This is a genomic window from Burkholderia anthina, assembly GCF_001547525.1.
Lineage (GTDB): Bacteria > Pseudomonadota > Gammaproteobacteria > Burkholderiales > Burkholderiaceae > Burkholderia > Burkholderia semiarida.
Window position 1 is genome coordinate 438,055 of the sequence record NZ_CM003769.1, and the last position, 17,324, is coordinate 455,378.

Annotated in this window: 17 protein-coding genes and 3 pseudogenes; 11 read left to right on the plus strand and 9 right to left on the minus strand. The window is 67.6% G+C overall.

The features are described 5' to 3' along the window. Positions 1 to 219: 219 nt before the first annotated feature. The 3 genes from WS64_RS18180 to WS64_RS18190 are packed head-to-tail and all read right to left on the minus strand — an operon-like array spanning position 220 to position 1,933. Positions 220 to 1,065, minus strand: a complete 846-nt coding sequence (locus WS64_RS18180; RefSeq protein ID WP_060967490.1) for an MBL fold metallo-hydrolase — start codon at positions 1,063 to 1,065, stop codon at positions 220 to 222. 18 nt (positions 1,066 to 1,083) lie between these two features. Then, the gene (locus WS64_RS18185) at positions 1,084 to 1,410 is read right to left on the minus strand and encodes a hypothetical protein (RefSeq protein WP_060967203.1); all 327 of its coding nucleotides are present in this window, start codon (positions 1,408 to 1,410) and stop codon (positions 1,084 to 1,086) included. Further along, positions 1,403 to 1,933, minus strand: a complete 531-nt coding sequence (locus tag WS64_RS18190; RefSeq protein WP_060967204.1) for a hypothetical protein — start codon at positions 1,931 to 1,933, stop codon at positions 1,403 to 1,405. Before WS64_RS18190 ends, WS64_RS18185 begins: the two co-directional genes overlap by 8 nt. A 168-nt stretch (positions 1,934 to 2,101) precedes the next feature. On the opposite strand from WS64_RS18190, the gene WS64_RS18195 reads away from it, so the two are divergent. Genes WS64_RS18195 through WS64_RS18205 form a run of 3 tightly spaced genes read left to right on the plus strand, consistent with a single transcriptional unit; the run spans position 2,102 to position 4,354 of the window. Then, on the plus strand, positions 2,102 to 2,995 hold the full coding sequence (locus WS64_RS18195) for a LysR substrate-binding domain-containing protein (protein ID WP_060967205.1): 894 nt from the start codon (positions 2,102 to 2,104) through the stop codon (positions 2,993 to 2,995). A gap of 49 nt (positions 2,996 to 3,044) precedes the next feature. Next, entirely contained in the window at positions 3,045 to 3,992 is a 948-nt protein-coding gene (locus tag WS64_RS18200) for an alpha/beta hydrolase (protein ID WP_060967206.1), read from the plus strand. After that, positions 3,989 to 4,354 carry a hypothetical protein gene (locus WS64_RS18205; protein ID WP_060967207.1) on the plus strand — a complete coding sequence of 122 codons (366 nt, stop codon included), beginning with the start codon at positions 3,989 to 3,991 and terminating at the stop codon, positions 4,352 to 4,354. Before WS64_RS18200 ends, WS64_RS18205 begins: the two co-directional genes overlap by 4 nt. 48 nt (positions 4,355 to 4,402) lie before the next feature. On the opposite strand, the pseudogene WS64_RS35590 reads toward WS64_RS18205, so the two are convergent. Then, positions 4,403 to 4,480: pseudogene (locus WS64_RS35590) on the minus strand (transcriptional regulator); the annotation flags it as partial. Here WS64_RS35590 and WS64_RS33090 point away from each other — a divergent pair. Continuing rightward, positions 4,469 to 4,609 (plus strand): annotated as a pseudogene (locus WS64_RS33090) (NADPH-dependent FMN reductase); the annotation flags it as partial. The pseudogenes WS64_RS35590 and WS64_RS33090 overlap by 12 nt on opposite strands. Positions 4,610 to 4,653: 44 nt before the next feature. Here WS64_RS33090 and WS64_RS18210 read toward each other — a convergent pair. Beyond that, complete coding sequence (locus tag WS64_RS18210) at positions 4,654 to 5,340, minus strand: TetR/AcrR family transcriptional regulator (protein WP_060967208.1); 687 nt, start codon at positions 5,338 to 5,340, stop codon at positions 4,654 to 4,656. A 52-nt stretch (positions 5,341 to 5,392) separates the two neighbouring features. On the opposite strand from WS64_RS18210, the gene shc reads away from it, so the two are divergent. Next, complete coding sequence (gene shc / locus WS64_RS18215) at positions 5,393 to 7,453, plus strand: squalene--hopene cyclase (RefSeq protein WP_060967209.1); 2,061 nt, start codon at positions 5,393 to 5,395, stop codon at positions 7,451 to 7,453. Between the two features lie 85 nt (positions 7,454 to 7,538). On the opposite strand, the gene WS64_RS18220 is transcribed toward shc, so the two are convergent. Then, positions 7,539 to 8,453, minus strand: a complete 915-nt coding sequence (locus WS64_RS18220; RefSeq protein WP_060967210.1) for a LysR substrate-binding domain-containing protein — start codon at positions 8,451 to 8,453, stop codon at positions 7,539 to 7,541. Positions 8,454 to 8,602: 149 nt separating this feature from the next. On the opposite strand from WS64_RS18220, the gene WS64_RS18225 reads away from it, so the two are divergent. The 5 genes from WS64_RS18225 (at position 8,603) to WS64_RS18245 (ending at position 13,299) form a co-directional block, all read left to right on the plus strand. Continuing rightward, positions 8,603 to 9,727 carry an NAD(P)/FAD-dependent oxidoreductase gene (locus tag WS64_RS18225; protein WP_060967211.1) on the plus strand — a complete coding sequence of 375 codons (1,125 nt, stop codon included), beginning with the start codon at positions 8,603 to 8,605 and terminating at the stop codon, positions 9,725 to 9,727. Beyond that, positions 9,720 to 10,019 carry a (2Fe-2S)-binding protein gene (locus WS64_RS18230; RefSeq protein ID WP_060967212.1) on the plus strand — a complete coding sequence of 100 codons (300 nt, stop codon included), beginning with the start codon at positions 9,720 to 9,722 and terminating at the stop codon, positions 10,017 to 10,019. The genes WS64_RS18225 and WS64_RS18230 overlap by 8 nt, the downstream gene beginning before the upstream one ends. Then, complete coding sequence (locus WS64_RS18235) at positions 10,016 to 11,452, plus strand: FAD/NAD(P)-dependent oxidoreductase (protein WP_060967213.1); 1,437 nt, start codon at positions 10,016 to 10,018, stop codon at positions 11,450 to 11,452. Before WS64_RS18230 ends, WS64_RS18235 begins: the two co-directional genes overlap by 4 nt. Before the next feature lie 40 nt (positions 11,453 to 11,492). Further along, entirely contained in the window at positions 11,493 to 12,275 is a 783-nt protein-coding gene (locus WS64_RS18240; protein ID WP_059638980.1) for an ABC transporter substrate-binding protein, read from the plus strand. Positions 12,276 to 12,387: 112 nt separating this feature from the next. Further along, positions 12,388 to 13,299, plus strand: a complete 912-nt coding sequence (locus WS64_RS18245; RefSeq protein WP_060009152.1) for a LysR family transcriptional regulator — start codon at positions 12,388 to 12,390, stop codon at positions 13,297 to 13,299. A gap of 123 nt (positions 13,300 to 13,422) precedes the next feature. Here the strand turns inward: WS64_RS18245 and WS64_RS18250 are convergent, their stop codons facing one another. Further along, positions 13,423 to 14,442, minus strand: a complete 1,020-nt coding sequence (locus WS64_RS18250; RefSeq protein ID WP_060967214.1) for an aldo/keto reductase — start codon at positions 14,440 to 14,442, stop codon at positions 13,423 to 13,425. Positions 14,443 to 14,739: 297 nt separating this feature from the next. On the opposite strand from WS64_RS18250, the pseudogene WS64_RS35595 reads away from it, so the two are divergent. Continuing rightward, positions 14,740 to 14,904: pseudogene (locus tag WS64_RS35595) on the plus strand (DUF4148 domain-containing protein); the annotation flags it as partial. 177 nt (positions 14,905 to 15,081) lie between these two features. Here the strand turns inward: WS64_RS35595 and WS64_RS18260 are convergent. Both WS64_RS18260 and ampC read right to left on the minus strand, forming a co-directional pair. Further along, a complete protein-coding gene (locus tag WS64_RS18260; protein ID WP_060009163.1) occupies positions 15,082 to 15,984 on the minus strand; it encodes a LysR substrate-binding domain-containing protein in 903 nt (300 codons plus the stop codon). Between the two features lie 147 nt (positions 15,985 to 16,131). Then, positions 16,132 to 17,301 (minus strand): class C beta-lactamase, encoded by a 1,170-nt coding sequence (gene ampC / locus WS64_RS18265; protein WP_060967215.1) that lies wholly within the window; start codon positions 17,299 to 17,301, stop codon positions 16,132 to 16,134. Between the last annotated feature and the right edge of the window lie 23 nt (positions 17,302 to 17,324).

Below are 17,324 nucleotides of genomic sequence, written 5' to 3' on the forward strand. Positions count from 1 at the left end.
CTGCGAACACGTTAACGGCGCGGGAAACGGGCGGCTTTTATCCGCACGCGACGCGAATCTGGACGATTGCGACAGAGAGAGGCGGAAGCAGCGCGGCTACCGGCCGTCGCCGGACCTCGAACGGATCTCGTCGGCCAACGGGTCGCGCGGGTGGGCGGCGGTCCGCCAAACGTTTTCCCACGCGTCCTTCACCATCGCCCGCCGGTCGCCGGCATCGCGTCACGCGTCGGTCTCGTAAAACAGGCCGTATTCGCCGTTCGTTCTCCTGATTCGCGCGAACCCCGCTTCTCCCAGATGCATGCCGGCGATCAGCAGCCGTTCCGAGCTGACCCGGTCGAGCAGCCGCGAACGCGTCGTCGCCGCCTGCGACGCATCGTGGTCGAACGCAATCGACACGTCCGGCCGCTTGATCTGGATGTGCGGAAAATGCACGATATCGCCCCACACGAGCAGGCCCTGATCGCCGGATTCGAGCACGTATCCGGTATGTCCGTCGGTATGCCCCGGCAGCGGCAGGGCCGCGATTCCCGGCAGCACCTCGCCTGCATCGAAGACCCGGAGCGCGTCGCCGTAAGCGTCGAATACCTGACGCGCGATCCGGAAATTGCCGCGGGCGCGCTCGCTGGCGCGGCTCAGATTGCCGTCGTCACGCCAGAATTCGACCTCGCGCCGATGCGCGACCAGCTCCGCATTCGGAAACGCAACCTGTCCGGCCGCATTCACGAGCCCGCCGACGTGATCGGGATGGGCATGCGTGAGCAGGACGGTGTCGATCGCGGCAGGATCGATACCGGCGAGCCACAAATTGTCCTTCAGGCGGCCGCCCCATTGTTTGATGCCGCCAGCCCCTGCGTCGACGAGAATCGTGCGGCCCGCTCCGCGCACCACGTAGCAATTGATATGCACGGCGGACGGCTGCTGCTGGCCGGCCGCACGCTGCATCCCGGCAGCGTCGGCCACGTCGATATTCGACAGGACATCGAGGCTGGCCGTCAGGTAGCCGTCGCTGATCGCGGTGATCGTGAAATCCCCGACACGCCGGCCGGGAAACGTCATGTTGGACACCATGCTTCTCCGGAGTGGCTAGTTTCGGGCGTGAAGGTTCGGCTCGGCATGACCGAAACAACGGATGCGCGCCGTCAGGCCCGTACGGCGCACGACGGCGCGATCCAGCGCCTCCATGAATGCATGCATGACCTCAGGCGAGCGAAGCGACGCGCCGCGATACTGGATTTCCGCGAAAATGGGATGCCCGCATCCGTGCCGAACCGCCACGTAGATGACGTGGACGTTCCGCGGCTCCGCCTGAAGAACATCCGTACAGAGTTCGATGCAGTCGCCGGACAGTTCGTCAAGGCGCGCGTCAGGCGGCATGCGTTGGGCATCGATATGGAAAGTCACGTTAGGCATCGCAAGCCCCTTTTGCGAGTTGCTCCGTGATCGGTGCGTACAGGTCGAGGCCGGCCGGCACGTTCCCGGCGACGGGGGCATCGCTCCGCGGCAGGACCGCGAGCCAGCGGCGCGCCGGATACCGCTCCAGCGCCACGGCCTGCATGGCCAGCGGCTTCAGGCCCAATCCGATCAACGGGTCGGGTCCGCTGGCGCTCAGCGCGAGCAGTTCGTCGGCATTGACCGCCGGCGCACGACCGATATCGCTGTAGAGATTGCGGTGCCAGTCGGTGATGTGTTGCTGCCAGCGCGCGAAATTGCCGCCGCCTTTGCGCCGATACTCATCGCCGGTCAGCACGCCGAGACCATCGATCGTGTGAACGGCCAGATAAACGGGGCAGCCGGCGCCGATCGCCTTGAAACGCTGCGACGTGTGAAAGCCGCTGACCGAGATGAGGGCCGGCAGCTTTTCGAGGCTGTAGAAGTCGTTCCATTCGGCTTCGCCGGCAGGGTCGGCGAAGGTGCATTCCACGGTGTAGATCATCGGATTGTCCTGTGTGACGGATCGGCATCCCGCGCTTCGAATGCGGGATATTCAGTGCAGTGACGTAATGCTAATCTGCTGTTTTCCGCGCAGATATCGACTTAAAGTCAGCCTTCAGTGATATTTGTTCAAGCTGACGGTCGAACGCGCTCCGACCGCGAGACTCCGATGCGACGCAAGATCCCGAGCAATTCCGCGCTCCTGGCCTTCGAGGCGGCGGCCCGACACGGCAGCTTCGCCCGCGCCGCCGACGAGCTGGCGCGCACCGAGGGCGCCGTCAGTCGCCAGATCGGCCGGCTGGAGGCCTTCCTCGGCGTGACGCTGTTCGAACGCGTCGGCAACAGGGTGCGGCTCGCGCCCAACGGCACGCGATACGCGGTACAGGTGCGCGAGATTCTGGATCGGCTCGAACGGGACAGCCTGTATCTGATGGGGCAGCCCGTCGAAGGCGCGAGCATCGACATCGCCGCGATTCCGACCTTCGCGACCCGCTGGCTGATCCCGCGGCTCAAGCGCTTTCAGGATCGCCATCCGAACGTCACCGTGCATATCGCCGAACGGATGGAGCCCTTCCTCCTGGCCGGCAGCGGATTCGACGCGGCCATTCATTTCGAGCATCCTGCCTGGGCCGGCATGCATCTGCATCCGCTGCTGGACGAGGTGCTGGTGCCCGTCTGCAGTCCGGCGCTTCTCGAAGGCGTCGGCGCGCACCCGTCGCTGGATGCGCTGCCGCGCCTTCACCGGCGGCAGAATCCCGACGCGTGGCAAATCTATGCGCAGGAGACCGGCATCGAGCTGACCAATTCGGCGGTCGGCCCGCGATACGATCTCCATTCGATGCTGATCGAGGCCGCGCTGGCCGGGCTGGGCGTCGCCCTGGTGCCGCGCCTTTACGTCGGGGCCGAACTTGAGCAAGGGCGGCTGGTCGCGCCCTGGCCCGACGGCAACGCGATTACCAAGCACTTCTGCCTCGTGCTGCCCGAGCCGATCGAATTGAGCGCGGCGCCGGTGCGGGCGTTTGCGGAGTGGGTGCTGGGCGAGGCGCGAGGGTTGGTGCGTTGATGCCGCGCCCGACGTTCATCGCGACCCGGATCAGGAAAGCCCTTTACGGATGATGCAGACCGATATCGAAGCCCCGGGGCCCGCCGGCCCGCTGCGCGGCACGCTGTTGTCTCCTGCGACGGGCGATGTTCCGGTGGTGCTGATCGTGCCGGGATCGGGCCCGACCGACCGCAACGGCAACAATCCCTACGGCATTCGGGCATCGACCTATCGTTTGCTTGCCGAAGGATTGCTCGATCGAGGCATCGCGTCGGTTCGCATCGACAAGCGCGGCATGTACGGTAGTGCTTCCGCGGTCGCGGATGCGAACGACGTCACGATCGACGACTACGCCGCGGACGTCCGCGCATGGGTGACGGCCATCCGGACGCGAACAGGTGCACGCCGGGTATGGGTGCTCGGGCATAGCGAGGGAGGATGGGTCGCGTTGTTGGCGGCGCGGCAGACCGCCGATATTTGCGGTCTGATCCTCGTGTCAACACCGGGACGGCCGCTCGGACAGGTATTGGCGCAGCAGCTGCAGTCGAACCCCGCGAATGCCGGTGTACTGAGCAACGCGATGTCGATACTCGAATCGCTCGAAGCCGGGAAGACGGTCGACGCGGCCGACATCGATCCCGCGCTGATGCCGTTGTTCAGGCCGCAGGTTCAGCGGTTCCTGATGAGCGAATTGACCATCGATCCGGCCGCCCTTCTCACTGGCTATACGAAGCCGGTGCTGATCGTGCAGGGCGCGCGCGATATTCAGGTTGACGTGCAGGATGCGCAGCGGTTGAAGGACGCGAATCCACGCGCCCGGCTGACAATTGTCGCGAATGCCAATCACGTGCTCAAAACCGTCCACGCGGACGCGCGGGACGAAAACCTTGCCGCGTACTCGGATCCGGATCTTCCTTTGGCAAGCGGTGTCGTGGAAGCCATTTCGGCATTCGTTCGGGAGCCGAATGGCGGCGGCCTGGGTCATCCTGCGCTTTCGCAACGGAAAAACGCGCGATGACGCACCTGATTCGATTCCGGGTTCGGCCTGTTTATCACGGTAGCGATCTGCTGGTCGAAATACTCGATGACCACCGCGCAGCCGACTTTCCGGATATCGCCGAGATCCTCCCGGATGCGCTGCATGCCGTCCGGCTCCCGCATCCGGACGGCCTCGACGACCCGCACGTCGCCTTGTCGCAGGACCGCTATTTCAGCTATTGGACGTATGATCGCGGCCACTATGAAATCGACGACGATATCTGGGGCTGGTGTGCAACCGCGCCGGTGAACAACCGGGTCATCGTCGCGGACATCGAGCGGGCGCTGCTGACGACTGGAAGATTCATCAACGAACCCGTGGATTTCGGCAAGTTTGCGTGACGCAAAGCGATCGCATCCGCCGGTACTTCGAACCGCCCCTCCCCTCCGCTAATCCAGATAGGGCTCCAACACACCCGCGATCCAGTCCATGAAAGCCCGCACGCGCGGCGAAAGATTGCGCCGATGGCGCAGACGCCGGCCGATGCGTCGCCTGAAGAAATGTCGCCGGGCGATCTCGAAACGGCCCGCCGCTATGGCGCACGCGTCGCGATGATTGCCGGCCAGCTTCGTGCCGGCCAGTCATGCGGCGACTGACGCCAGGCTTCTCCGAATTCGACGAGCGATTCCCGCGTCGCGCATCACTTCGGAAACACGCCCTTGCTCATCGCATCGAGCTGCCGAACGATCTCCGCGCGCAATTCGGCCGACAGCTCGACGCTGTCGAGCAGTTCCGAAATCCACAACCCGTCGGCGGCGAGCCGGCAGATCATCAGCGTCGCGGCCCGCTCGAGCGGCACAGGATCGGGTCGCGTCCATTCGCGCATCGGCACCGACCAGCGCGCACGCGTGTCCTGCTCGGTGATCATCGACGCGACCAGCACGCGCAGCACGTCGATACTCGCAGCCGGATTGGCGGCATCGAGCACCGCGTGCAGATACGCGCGCGCCGCCGCGCCGTCGCCGCGGGAATCGGCCGCCATCCGCGCGGCCAGTTGCGCGCCGAACCGCTCGGTCGCCTGCCCGAACAGCGCATCCAGCAGCCCCTGCTTGTTCGCGAAGTGATATTGCAGCGCGCCTTTCGTCACGCCGGCACGCTCGGCCACCGCATCGAGCGTCAATGCGGCCACGCCGTGATGCGTCGCGATCTCCGACGCGGCCGCCAGCAATTGCGCGCGCACCTGGTCCGGCGCTTTTTTTCTCCGCACGCCCGCCACAGCGGTAGCCGGCGGCGCCGATGATCCTTCAGGCGCGCGTGCACCGGGCGTTCCCGCCGGTTCGACAGGCGCGGACACGTCGCGCGGCGTGGGTTCGAGGCGTTTTTTCATGACGCGGATGGTAGCACCGCCCGTCTCGATATAAACATTCCGTCTGGATGGTATGATCCGCCGCATGAACAAGACTGCCCCCTCTCCCTGGTCCGCGCTCGACACGGCCATCGCGCGCGGACGCGACGCACTCGTGCGTCTTCAGCAGCCCGACGGCAGCTGGTGTTTCGAACTCGAATCCGACGCGACGATCACCGCGGAATACATCCTGATGATGCATTTCATGGACAAGATCGACGACGTGCGCCAGGAGAAGATGGCGCGCTACCTGCGCGCGAACCAGCGGCTCGACACGCATGGCGCATGGGATCTGTACGTCGACGGCGCGCCGGACGTGTCGTGCAGCGTGAAGGCGTACTTCGCGCTGAAGGCGGCCGGCGACAGCGAACAGGCGCCGCACATGATCCGCGCGCGCGACGCGATCCTGAAGCTCGGCGGCGCGGCGCGCGCGAACGTGTTCACGCGCATCCTGCTCGCGACGTTCGGCCAGGTGCCGTGGCGCGCGGCGCCGTTCATGCCGGTCGAATTCGTGCTGTTCCCGAAGTGGGTGCCGATCTCGATGTACAAGGTCGCGTACTGGGCGCGCACGACGATGGTGCCGCTGCTGGTACTGTGCTCGCTGAAGGCGCGTGCGCGCAATCCGCGCAACGTGTCGATCCGCGAGCTGTTCGTCACGCCGCCGGAGCAAGAGCGCCAGTACTTCCCGCCCGCGCGCGGCATGCGCCGGTTGTTCCTCGCGCTCGACCGCGCCGTCCGCCCTATCGAGCCGCTGCTGCCGAAGCGCTTGCGGCAGCGCGCGATCCGGCACGCGGAAGCGTGGTGCGCGCAACGGATGAACGGCGAGGACGGGCTCGGCGGCATCTTCCCGCCGATCGTCTACAGCTACCAGATGATGCAGGTGCTCGGCTACCCGGACGATCATCCGCTGCGGCGCGACTGCGAGAACGCGCTGGAGAAGCTGCTGGTCACGCGGCCGGACGGCAGCATGTATTGCCAGCCGTGCCTGTCGCCGGTGTGGGACACCGCGTGGAGCACGATGGCGCTCGAACAGGCGCGCGGCGTCGCGGCGCCGGAAGCCGGCGAATCGGCCGGCGCGCTGCGCGAGCTCGATGCACGCATCGCTCGCGCGTACGACTGGCTGGCCGGGCGGCAGGTGAACGACCTGCGCGGCGACTGGATCGAGAACGTACCGGCCGGCGTCGAACCGGGCGGATGGGCGTTCCAGTACGCGAACCCGTACTACCCGGACATCGACGACACGGCGGTCGTCACCGCGATGCTCGATCGCCGCGGCCGCACGCATCGCCACGCGGACGGCACGAATCCGTACGCGTCGCGCGTCGCGCGCGCGCTCGACTGGATGCGCGGGCTGCAATCGCGCAACGGCGGCTTCGCGGCGTTCGACGCCGACTGCGACCGCATGTATCTGAACGCGATCCCGTTCGCCGATCACGGCGCGCTGCTCGATCCGCCGACCGAGGACGTATCGGGCCGCGTGCTGCTGTGCTTCGGCGTGACGAAACGCGCGGCAGACCGCGCGTCGCTCGCGCGCTGCATCGACTACGTGAAGCGCACGCAGCAACCCGACGGCAGCTGGTGGGGCCGCTGGGGCACGAACTACCTGTACGGCACATGGAGCGTGCTGGCCGGCCTCGCGCTCGCCGGCGAGGACAAGTCACAGCCCTATATCGCACGCGCGCTCGACTGGCTGCGCGCGCGACAGCATGCGGACGGCGGCTGGGGCGAGACGAACGACAGCTACGTCGACCCGAAACTGGCCGGCACGAACGGCGGCGAGAGCACGTCGAACTGCACTGCGTGGGCGCTGCTCGCACAGATGGCGTTCGGCGACTGCGAATCCGATTCGGTGCGGCGCGGCATCGCGTATCTGCTGTCGGTGCAGCAGGAAGACGGTTTCTGGTGGCACCGTTCGCACAATGCGCCGGGCTTTCCGCGCATTTTCTACCTGAAGTATCACGGCTATACCGCGTACTTCCCGCTGTGGGCGCTCGCGCGTTATCGGCGGCTGGCGGGCGCAAAGGATGCGGGCGCAACCACGTCGTCCGCGTCCGGCGCGCCCGCCCCACGCGCAACGGACAGCGCGCTGGCCTGAGCCGGAACCCCGGCCGACACGGCAACACGCCGGCACGCCCGACGGCGTCCGGCGTGCTCGACACACGTTTCCTCCCCCTCCCCGCTCACGCGTCGCGCGGCGCCCGCATCCGCGCGAACGCGTCGCGTAAATCCGCGCAGAACGCATCGCCGATCATCGACAGCGGCTGCGACGCGGACGTCACCAGGTAGAAGTGATCGGGCACGGCCGGCTCGAACGGCTTGACGGCCACGCGCTCGCCCGCATACGCGGCCGTCACCGGATCGATCAGCGCGACGCCCGCGCCGTTCGCGACGAACGCGACGATCGTCCGTGACAGTTGCGCCTCGATCGACAGCACGCGCGCCACGCCGGCTTCCACGAAAACGCGGTCGATCGCGCTGCGCGCCTCGAAACTCGGCGGAAACGAGATGAACGGTTCGCCGCGCAGATCGGCCGGCCGCACGATGCGCTTGCGCGCGAGCCGGTGCCCGCGCGGCACGATGCAGCGCATCGCGCTTTCCGCGAGCCGCTCGCCGCGCACGGCCGGATGCGGAACGGGCTCGGCGATCAGCCCGACATCGCACTGCCCCGACGCGACCTTGTCGACGACGGTCGACGCACTGTGCGCGAGCAGCGTGATGTCGACGCCCGGATGCGCGTGCGAGAAACGCGTGACGAGCTCCGGCAGCAGATCGAGCGCGACGGCGGGCGAGCCGGCCACGCGCAGCGTGCCGCGCCGCATCGCGCGGATCTGCTCGGCAGCCTGCGCGACGCGATCGAGGCCGACGAACGCGCGCTCGACTTCCTCGTACAGCACGCGCGCCTGCGCGGTCGGCGTGAAGCGGCCCTGCTGCCGCTCGAACAGCGCGAAGCCGATCCGCGCCTCGAGATCGGCGATCAGCCGGCTCACGGCCGGCTGCGAGATATGGAGCTCGCGCGCCGCGCGCGTGACGGTATGGCGCTGCATCACCGCACGAAACGCTTCGATCTGGCGAATCCTGAGCGAGGGCGTGGTCATAACACTGGATTATGGGTCGTTGATCAAGCTGTATTGGACAGCCCATTTTGCCTGTCCGAACATCGGTTCCGCAACGTACATAAAGCAAGGAGCCGCGCCGCCATGGGATATAACACGCAACCGCCTCACCCGCGACACGGGAGCCGCGCATGACCGCGCGCCGCTTCGACGTCGTCGTGGCCGGCGGCGGCCTCGTCGGCATGGCCATCGCGTGGGGACTCGCGCGTCTCGGCCAACGCGTCGCGGTGTGCGACGGCGACGACATCGCGTTTCGCGCGGCGCGCGGCAATTTCGGGCTCGTGTGGGTGCAGGGCAAAGGCGGCCGCTGCCTGCCGTATGCGCGCTGGTCACGCGAATCGTCCGAGCGCTGGCATGCGTTCGCCGCGCAGTTGCAGCGCGAAACGGGCGTGGACTGCGCGTTCGAACGCCCGGGCGGCATCGAGCTGTTCGAACATCGCACGGAACTGGACAGCGCGACCGACCTGCTCGAATCGCTGCGCCGGCAGGAAGCCGCGCTGTCGTACGAAGTGCTCGATCCGGCGACGCTGCGCCGTCTCGTTCCCGCGGCATCGCCGTCGCTCGCGGGCGCGCTCTGGTCGCCGAACGACGGTCATGCGAATCCGCTCGCCACGCTGCGCGCAATGCTGCAGGCGTTCCAGCAGTGCGGCGGCATCTATCTGCCGCGCAGCGAAGTCGCCGAAATCCGCCCGCGCGCCGGGCGCTTCGAGATCGACACGCGCGACGCGCGGCTCGAAAGCGGGCGCGTGGTGCTCGCGGCCGGCCTCGACAACGCGCGGCTCGCGCCGATGGTCGACCTGCGCGCGCCGATCTCGCCGTTGCGCGGCCAGATCATGGTCACCGAGCGCGTCGCGCCGTTTCTCGACTATCCGACGCTCGTCGTCCGGCAGACCTCGGAAGGGTCGGTGTTGCTCGGCGACTCCGCCGAAGACGTCGGCTTCGACGACGGCCAGACGCGCCCGGCGATGGTCGACATCGCGCGCCGCGCCCGCACCGCGTTCCCGGCGCTGGCCCATGCGCGCATCGTGCGCGCGTGGGGTGCGCTGCGCATCATGACGCCCGACGGCTTGCCCGTCTACGAAGCGTCGGCCACGTATCCCGGCGCATTCATCGCGATCTGCCACAGCGGCGTGACGCTCGCGGCGGCCCACGCCGATCTCGTCGCGCCGTGGATCGCCGGCGGCGCCGCGCCGGCCGACCTGTCCGCCTTTACCACCGCGCGCTTCGCCGCGCCCACGGAAGCCCGGCATGTTTGAATCCCTCACTCCCGCCGCCGCGATGCTCGACCACGTGCGCATCCATATCGACGGCACGCCGCACGACGTGCCCGCACACGACAGCGTCGCGGCCGCGATGCTCGCCGCCGGTTCGGCCGCGTGCCGCACGAGCGCCGTGAGCGGCGCGCCGCGCGGCCCGTTCTGCATGATGGGCGTGTGCTTCGACTGCCTCGTCGAAATCGACGGCGTGCCGAACGTGCAAGGCTGCATGACGCCCGTCGCCGACGGCATGCAGGTGCGCACGATGCACGGCAAGGCGAGGCTCGCATGACGCGCCGCCAGTGCGACCTGCTGATCGTCGGCGCCGGGCCGGCCGGAATGGCGGCGGCGATTGCCGCGCGCGCGGCCGGCCTGTCGGTGGTCGTCGCGGACGAGGGCCGCGCGCCCGGCGGCCAGATCTACCGCAACGTGGCCGATGCGCCGGCGCCGCTCGCGCAATGGCTCGGCGCCGACTACACGGCCGGCCGCCCGCTCGTGGACGGCCTGCTCGCCAGCGGCGCGCATTACTTGCCGCGCGGCGTCGTGTGGCAAATCGCGTTCGAGCCGGAACCCGTCGCGATGCTCACGCAAGGCGGCCCGTCGTGCGGCACGCTCGACATCGGCGCGCGCGCGGTGCTGATCGCGACCGGCGCGCAGGAGCGGCCGTGGCCGGTACCCGGCTGGACGTTGCCCGGCGTGATGGGCGTCGGCGCCGCGCAGACGCTGCTGAAAGCGTCGGGGCTCGCGCCGTCGACGGACACCGTGCTCGCGGGCAGCGGCCCGCTTTTGTGGCTGTTCGCCGCGCAATTGCTGAATGCCGGCCGGCGCGTGCGCGCGCTGGTCGATACGACACCGCGCGATGCGTGGCGCCGCGCGCTCCCGCATGCGCTGCCGGCACTGCGCGGTGCCGACTATCTGCTCAAGGGCTGGCGCATGCTGCGCGCGGTGCGCCACGCCGGGATTCCCGTCTATCGCGGCGCGACCGACGTCCGCATCGACGGCGACGAGCGCGCCGAACGCATCCGCTTTCGCGACGCGCACGGCGTCGCGCAAGCGCTCGACACGTCGCTCGTGCTGCTGCATCAGGGCGTCGTTCCGTCGACGCAGCTCGCGCGCTCGCTCGGCTGTGCGCATGAATGGGACGAGTCGTCGGCATGCTGGCGGCCGCGGTGCGACGCGCGCGGCCGCAGCAGCGTGCCGCACGTGTGGATCGCGGGCGACGGCGCCGGCATCGGCGGCGCGCGGGCGGCGGCACTGGCCGGCGAAATATCAGCGCTCGACATCGCCGTGCAACTCGGTGCGCTGGATGCGCAACGGCAGGCTGCACGCGAACGCCCGGTGCTGCACGCATTGCGCCGCCATCTCGCGGTGCGCCCGCTGCTCGATGCGCTGTACACGCCGCCCGCCGCGCTGCGCCGCCCCGACGACGACACGATCGTGTGCCGCTGCGAGGAAGTCACGGCCGGCGAGATCCGCCAGCTCGCGGCGCTCGACTGCCAGGGGCCGAACCAGATGAAGGCGTTCACGCGCTGCGGGATGGGCCCATGCCAGGGGCGCTGGTGCGGCACGACGGTCGGCGAGCTGATCGCCGACGTGCAGCAACGCGGCGTCGGCGACGTCGGGCACTACCGGATCCGCGCGCCGATCAAGCCCGTCACCGTCGGCGAGATGGCGGACGCCCTCGAACTGTCGAACGATTTTCAGCGCGGCGAATTCCCGAGCTGACGCGCATGCCCACTCTTCCCCACACGAACGGAGCCTGACCATGAAGACGCGCATCACGATTCTCCTTGCCGCCGCCGCGATGGCCGTCGCGTCGCCGGCATCGGCGAAGGAATGGACGACCATCCGCATCGGCGTCGATCCGACCTACCCGCCGTTCGAATCGACCGCGACCGACGGCAGCGTGAAGGGCTTCGACATCGATCTCGGCAACGCGCTGTGCGCGAAGCTGAAGGCGAAATGCGTGTGGGTGTCGAGCAGTTTCGACGGGCTGATTCCGGGGCTGCAAGCGCGCAAGTTCGACGTGATCCTGTCGTCGATGGCCGCGACCGAACAGCGGCGCCGGCAGATCGACTTCACCGACCGCCTGTACCGCAACCAGACGCGGCTGATCGCGCGTACCGGGTCGGGGCTGCTGCCGGACGCGGCGAAGCTCGCCGGCAAGCGCGTCGCGGTCGAGCAGGGCACGGTGCAGGAAACCTATGCGCGTGAGAAATGGGCGGCCGCGAAGGTCGAGGTGGTGCCGTATCCGAGCTACGACCAGGCGTACGCGGATCTCGTCACCGGGCGCGTCGACGGCGTGCTGATGGATGCGGTGCAAGGCCAGCTCGGATTCCTGGCGACGCCACGCGGCAAGGGCTTCTCGTTCGCGGGCGGCGTGGTGTACGACGCGAAGATCATGGGCAACGGCGATGCGGCCGGCGTGCGCAAGGCCGACACCGACCTGCGCGACGCGCTGAACCGCGCGATCGCTGAGATTCGCGGCGACGGCACCTATGACACGATCCAGTCGAAGTATTTCGACTTCGACATGTACGGGAATTGACGACGCGCGTGCGCGCGCCGCGTCGTGCGCAGGCAAATGGATCCGGTCCGGATTGCATGAACAAGTTCCTTTAGGACACAATCTTCCAATCTTGAGTCCGATAAGGTCTGACATGCTCGACATCCGCCAGCTTCAATATTTCATCGCGGTCGCGGAAGAGGAACACGTCGGCCGCGCCGCCGAGCGCCTGCACATCTCGCAATCGCCGCTCAGCCGCCAGATCGCGCAGCTCGAGGAAAAGCTCGGCCTCACGCTGTTCGAACGCAGCCAGCAGCGCATTCGTCTGACGCGCGACGGGCGCACGTTCCTCGGCGAAACGCGCGCGTTCCTGCGCCACGCGAACCGGCTCGAATCGCTCGCGCGCCGGCTCGGTCGCGGCGACGAAGGCGGCCTCTGCATCGGCTACCTCGAAACGGCCACGCACTCGGGCGTGCTGCCGCGCGCGTTGAAAACGCTGCGCGCCGGGCGCCCGTCCGTTCACATCGCTTTGTACAACTATCAATCGGCCGCGCAGCTCGAAGGCTTGCGCGAGCGCAGCCTCGACATCGCGCTCGTCACCGAGCCGCCCGCGCCGGACGATCCCGAACTCGATTCGACGAAGGTGCTGGACGATCCGATGCTGCTCGCGATGCCCGACGGACATCCGCTCGCGAAGAAAAAGACGCTCGTCGCCGACGATCTCGCCGCGCAGGCGTGGATCGGCGTCACGCAGCAGGACAGTGCGCCGCGTCACGGCGCGTTCGTCGCGGCCTGCGCGAAGGCCGGTTTTTCGCCGGACATTTCAGTGGAAGCGACCGAGCCGCTCGCCGCGCTCGGCCTCGTCGCGGCCGGGCTCGGCGTGACGATGATCCAGCAGAGCCTGCGTCACCAGGTGCCGGAAGGCGTCGTGCTGCGCGAGCTGCCGTGGTTCAGCTACCGCACGCCGCTGTGGGCCGCATGGCACAAGGTCAATCTGCGGCCGCTGGTCGGAATCTTCCGCGAGATCCTGACCGGCGAGGAAGTCGTCGAGACAGCGGCGAAATAAATGCGCGAACGCGCGGGGCGTCGTTGCATCACGGCGCCTTACGCGCCTGTCGCGAGTGTGGCGATCGCTTCGCAACCCTGACTGTCCTCGCGCCTCGCAGCTTCCGCTTCCGGTCATCGCCTTTCAGGATCGACGATCGGCCGGCAGCGGCGCATTGGCCGCGATCAGACCTTGTTCGCGCATCTCGCGCCAGAAGTCGGCCGGAATCGCCGCGTTCAGCGCCGCCTGGTCTTCCGCGATCCGCTCCGGACGGCTCGCGCCCGGGATCACCGCGACGGTGGCCGGATGCGACATCGAGAACTGCAGCGCGGCGGCCTTGATCGGCACGTCGTAGCGCGCGGCGATCGCCTTGATCCGCTCCACCTTCGCGAGGATTTCCGGCGAAGCCTTCTGGTATTCGAAGTGCGTGCCGCCCGCGAGCACGCCCGAGCTGTACGGGCCGCCGACGACGATCCCGACGTCGCGCCCGGCCGCCGCCGGCATCACGCGCTGCAGCGCGCGCTCGTGATCGAGCAGCGTGTAGCGGCCGGCCAGCAGCATGCCGTCCGGTTGCGGCTCGGCAAGGTCGAGCACCAGTTCGATCGGTTCGACGCGGTTCACGCCGAGGCCCCATGCGTTGATCACGCCTTCTTCGCGCAGCTTGCTCAGCACGCGGAATGCACCCTTTCGCGCCACTTCGAATTGCGCGAGCCATTCGTCGCCGTAAAAGTCCTGCGCGATGTCGTGCACCCACACGATATCGAGGCGGGCGGTGCGCAGGCGTTTCAGGCTGTCCTCGATCGAGCGCAGCGTCGCGTCGGCCGAGTAGTCGTTGACGATGCGGTTCGGCCGGCCGTGTTCGAACAGGCCGCCCTTTTCGCCGAGGTCGCGCGCCGACACGTCTTCGATTTCGTCGAGAATCACGCGGCCGACCTTCGTGCTCAGCACGTATTCGTCGCGCGAATGGTTCGCCAGCGCGTCGCCGAGGCGGATTTCCGCGAGGCCGGCGCCGTAGAACGGGGCCGAATCGAAATAGCGGATGCCGTGTTGCCACGCGGCTTCGACGGTGGCCGCCGCTTCCGCGTCGGGGATGTTGCGGAACATGTTGCCGAGCGGGGCGGTACCGAAACCGAGGATCTTGTTGCCGGGCAGCGCGAGACTCATGATTTTCTCCAGGGAACGAGGGAAAGCGGGTTCAGTCTAGGGAAGCGGGTTAAGTCTGTCCAAGACGGAATTCGACACAGTTGAGTCTCACAAGGTCTGATAGACCGATTCGCGGCGCGTTTCGATCGCGAGCCGCGGCGCCCGTTCGGGCGAGACGCCCGGCCGGCAACGCTGCCGACCGAATTCACGTTCGATTCGTGACTCCGGATCAAAAAAGATCTAGCCCGACAGTCGTTTTTCCCCGACGCCGCCGTACCTATATTGGCTGCACACGCAACGACATCGACGTCGTCGACGTTGGTTGCGGTTCACTCGACCAGACAGGTACCCATGATGAAAACGCTCGTTACTTCCACGCTTGCCGCACTGATCCTTTCCGCACCGGCGTTGTCGTTCGCGCAACCGGCCGACCACCCGCTGACCCGTGCCGAAGTGAAGGCCGAGATGGCGCGCCTCGCGGCCGAGGATTCGCTCGCGCAGGCACGCACCGATGAAATGCTGAGCCAGGTCAGGCTGATGAGCGCGCTGGGGGAGTAGGCGCGCGGTTCGGGTTCGACCGATGCGCGAAGGGCGACGGGTTCGATGTCATTCGAACCCGTCGCCCTGTTCACTGCATGGCCGGTGACGTGCCGTGCCGGTTCAGTCGATGTCGCCGCCTGCCTTCAATTGCGCGCCCACATAGTCGAGAAAGCTGACGATGCGCGACGACAGCGTCGCATTGCGATAGAACACCGCGTGAATCGGCTGGCGGAACTCGACCGTGTCGTCGACGAGCAGTTCGACGAGGCTGCCGTCGCGGCGATGCGTGCCCGTCATGTAGTCGGCGAGGCACACGATGCCCGCGCCAGCGAGCGCGAGCGTCAGCAGCGTCTCGCCGCTCGACGCCTGCAGCGCCGGATGAATGCGGTACACGCTACCGTCCGCGGCGCGCAGCGGCCATTGGTTCAGCGTTTCAGGCTGCACGAAACCGAGCAGCGTATGGTTCGCGAGATCGGCGACGCTCGCCGGCACGCCGGCTTTCTCCAGATAGGCCGGGCTCGCCAGAATTCGCAGCCGGCTGCTGCCGAGCCGGCGCGCATGCAGCGTCGAATCGCGCAGCTCGCCGATCCGGATCGCGACGTCGGTGCGCTGTTCGAGCAGGTCGATGATTTCATCGCTCGTATGGAGTTCGACCGCGATCGCCGGATACGCTTCGCGAAAGCCCGGCATCATCGGCGCGATCACGTGCTGCATGAACGGCATCGCCGCATTGATCCGCAACCGCCCGGCCGGTGCCTCGCGCTGGCTGACGATCTGTTCCTCGGCGAATTCGACCGACGCGATGATCTCGCGCACGTAGTCGAGAAAGAGCTTGCCCTCCTCGGTCAGTTCGAGGCGGCGCGTCGTGCGGCGAATCAGCGTGGTGTCGAGTTTTTCCTCGAGGCGCCGCAGGATCCGGCTCATCACCGAGGTCGGCTGGTGCAGTTTGTCGGCCGCCCCCGTCAACGAACCGGTATCGGCGATGGTCACGAACGCGAGCATCTCGTCGAGGGTCGTCTTCATGGTCGGCACTCGTCAGCGGTATCAGGGACCGTCACGATAGTGCCCACGCACCCGTTTGATAAGCGGGCGCACGCGCGAATGACAGTTGATTTCGATTCAATAATTCCCGCCGAATAGTGTCCAGACAATCGGCGTGAAGCGGGAGGGTTACCGCCTGTCGCCGAGCGCCCCGAGGATACGGTAGGCAACCTTCACGCGATCCTCGATCGGCACGTTCCCGTTCGCGAGCATCACGATCGCGATCCGCTTCGCGGGAACGAACGCGACGTACGTGCTGAAGCCGGCGGTCGAGCCCGTCTTGTTGATCCACGTCGTGGCGCTCGGGGCGAGCGGCGGCTGGATCGCGCTGGCCGGCACCGCATCGAACAGCATCTTCGGCGCATTGCCCGCGAGCAGCGTCGGCAGCACGACCGGGTACGGATACTGTTCCCAGATCAGATCCTGCGTCAGCGGCCCCGCGCGGAAATAGCCGGTGTGCGTGCGTTCGATCGCGCGCTGCAGGCGCGGCGCGGTCTCGATCATTCCCATGTTCGCCTGCACGAAACGCAGCAGGTCGGCCGCCGTGGTCCGCACGCCGTACGCCGGCTGCCACAGCATGCCCTCCGTCATCCGCACGGGCTTGCCGTCCTTCGTGTAGCCCTGCGCATAGTCGGCCATCCGCGCGGCGGGCACGTCGATGTACGTGTGCGTCATCCCGAGCGCGGGAAAGAGCCGCTGCTCCATCAGCGTCGCGAAATCCTGGTGCATCGCCTTCGCGGTGAGCCAGCCGAGCATGCCGATCGCGACGTTCGAATACTTGCGGTGCGTGCCCGGCGCATACTCGGGCCGCCATGCGCGGAGATAGCGGATCAGGCCCGCGTCGTCGCGAATGCTGTCCGGCACCTGCAGCGGCGTTCCGCCGGGCGTGTGCGTGCCGAGCTGAAGCAGCGTCACGACGCCGAACGGTTTGCCCTGCAGCTCGGGCAGATACCTGGCCGCGGGGTCCGCGAGCGACAGTTCGCCGCCCTCCTGCGCGTCCGCGGCGAGCGTCGCGGTCAGCGTCTTGCTGACCGAGCCGATCTCGAACAGCGTGTCGCCGGTCACCGGCTTGCCGGTCTGCTTCGACATCACGCCGTAGTCGAACACGTAGGGCTTGCCGTCGGCGACGACGCCGACCGCCATGCCGGAAATCGCGTACTGCTTCATCAGCGGCGCGATATGGCGGGTGACGGTGTCGTGGAGGTCGTCCTGCGTGACGGCGGCCGCGCGACCGGCCGTGGCGGTCGCGCATGCGGCGACGAACAGGGTCGCGGCGAAGCGTGTCGCGTTGAATCGCATGAGTGCGGTTCCTTTCGATTTCC

What these genes read in the sequence shown, in the direction of transcription:
- WS64_RS18185 (WP_060967203.1), bottom strand. Translation starts at nt 1,410, where the DNA reads ATGCCTAACGTGACTTTCCATATCGATGCCCAACGCATGCCGCCTGAC.
- WS64_RS18190 (WP_060967204.1), bottom strand. Translation starts at nt 1,933, where the DNA reads ATGATCTACACCGTGGAATGCACCTTCGCCGACCCTGCCGGCGAAGCC.
- WS64_RS18195 (WP_060967205.1), top strand. Translation starts at nt 2,102, where the DNA reads ATGCGACGCAAGATCCCGAGCAATTCCGCGCTCCTGGCCTTCGAGGCG.
- WS64_RS18200 (WP_060967206.1), top strand. Translation starts at nt 3,045, where the DNA reads ATGATGCAGACCGATATCGAAGCCCCGGGGCCCGCCGGCCCGCTGCGC.
- WS64_RS18205 (WP_060967207.1), top strand. Translation starts at nt 3,989, where the DNA reads ATGACGCACCTGATTCGATTCCGGGTTCGGCCTGTTTATCACGGTAGC.
- WS64_RS18210 (WP_060967208.1), bottom strand. Translation starts at nt 5,340, where the DNA reads ATGAAAAAACGCCTCGAACCCACGCCGCGCGACGTGTCCGCGCCTGTC.
- shc (WP_060967209.1), top strand. Translation starts at nt 5,393, where the DNA reads ATGATCCGCCGCATGAACAAGACTGCCCCCTCTCCCTGGTCCGCGCTC.
- WS64_RS18220 (WP_060967210.1), bottom strand. Translation starts at nt 8,453, where the DNA reads ATGACCACGCCCTCGCTCAGGATTCGCCAGATCGAAGCGTTTCGTGCG.
- WS64_RS18225 (WP_060967211.1), top strand. Translation starts at nt 8,603, where the DNA reads ATGACCGCGCGCCGCTTCGACGTCGTCGTGGCCGGCGGCGGCCTCGTC.
- WS64_RS18230 (WP_060967212.1), top strand. Translation starts at nt 9,720, where the DNA reads ATGTTTGAATCCCTCACTCCCGCCGCCGCGATGCTCGACCACGTGCGC.
- WS64_RS18235 (WP_060967213.1), top strand. Translation starts at nt 10,016, where the DNA reads ATGACGCGCCGCCAGTGCGACCTGCTGATCGTCGGCGCCGGGCCGGCC.
- WS64_RS18240 (WP_059638980.1), top strand. Translation starts at nt 11,493, where the DNA reads ATGAAGACGCGCATCACGATTCTCCTTGCCGCCGCCGCGATGGCCGTC.
- WS64_RS18245 (WP_060009152.1), top strand. Translation starts at nt 12,388, where the DNA reads ATGCTCGACATCCGCCAGCTTCAATATTTCATCGCGGTCGCGGAAGAG.
- WS64_RS18250 (WP_060967214.1), bottom strand. Translation starts at nt 14,442, where the DNA reads ATGAGTCTCGCGCTGCCCGGCAACAAGATCCTCGGTTTCGGTACCGCC.
- WS64_RS18260 (WP_060009163.1), bottom strand. Translation starts at nt 15,984, where the DNA reads ATGAAGACGACCCTCGACGAGATGCTCGCGTTCGTGACCATCGCCGAT.
- ampC (WP_060967215.1), bottom strand. Translation starts at nt 17,301, where the DNA reads ATGCGATTCAACGCGACACGCTTCGCCGCGACCCTGTTCGTCGCCGCA.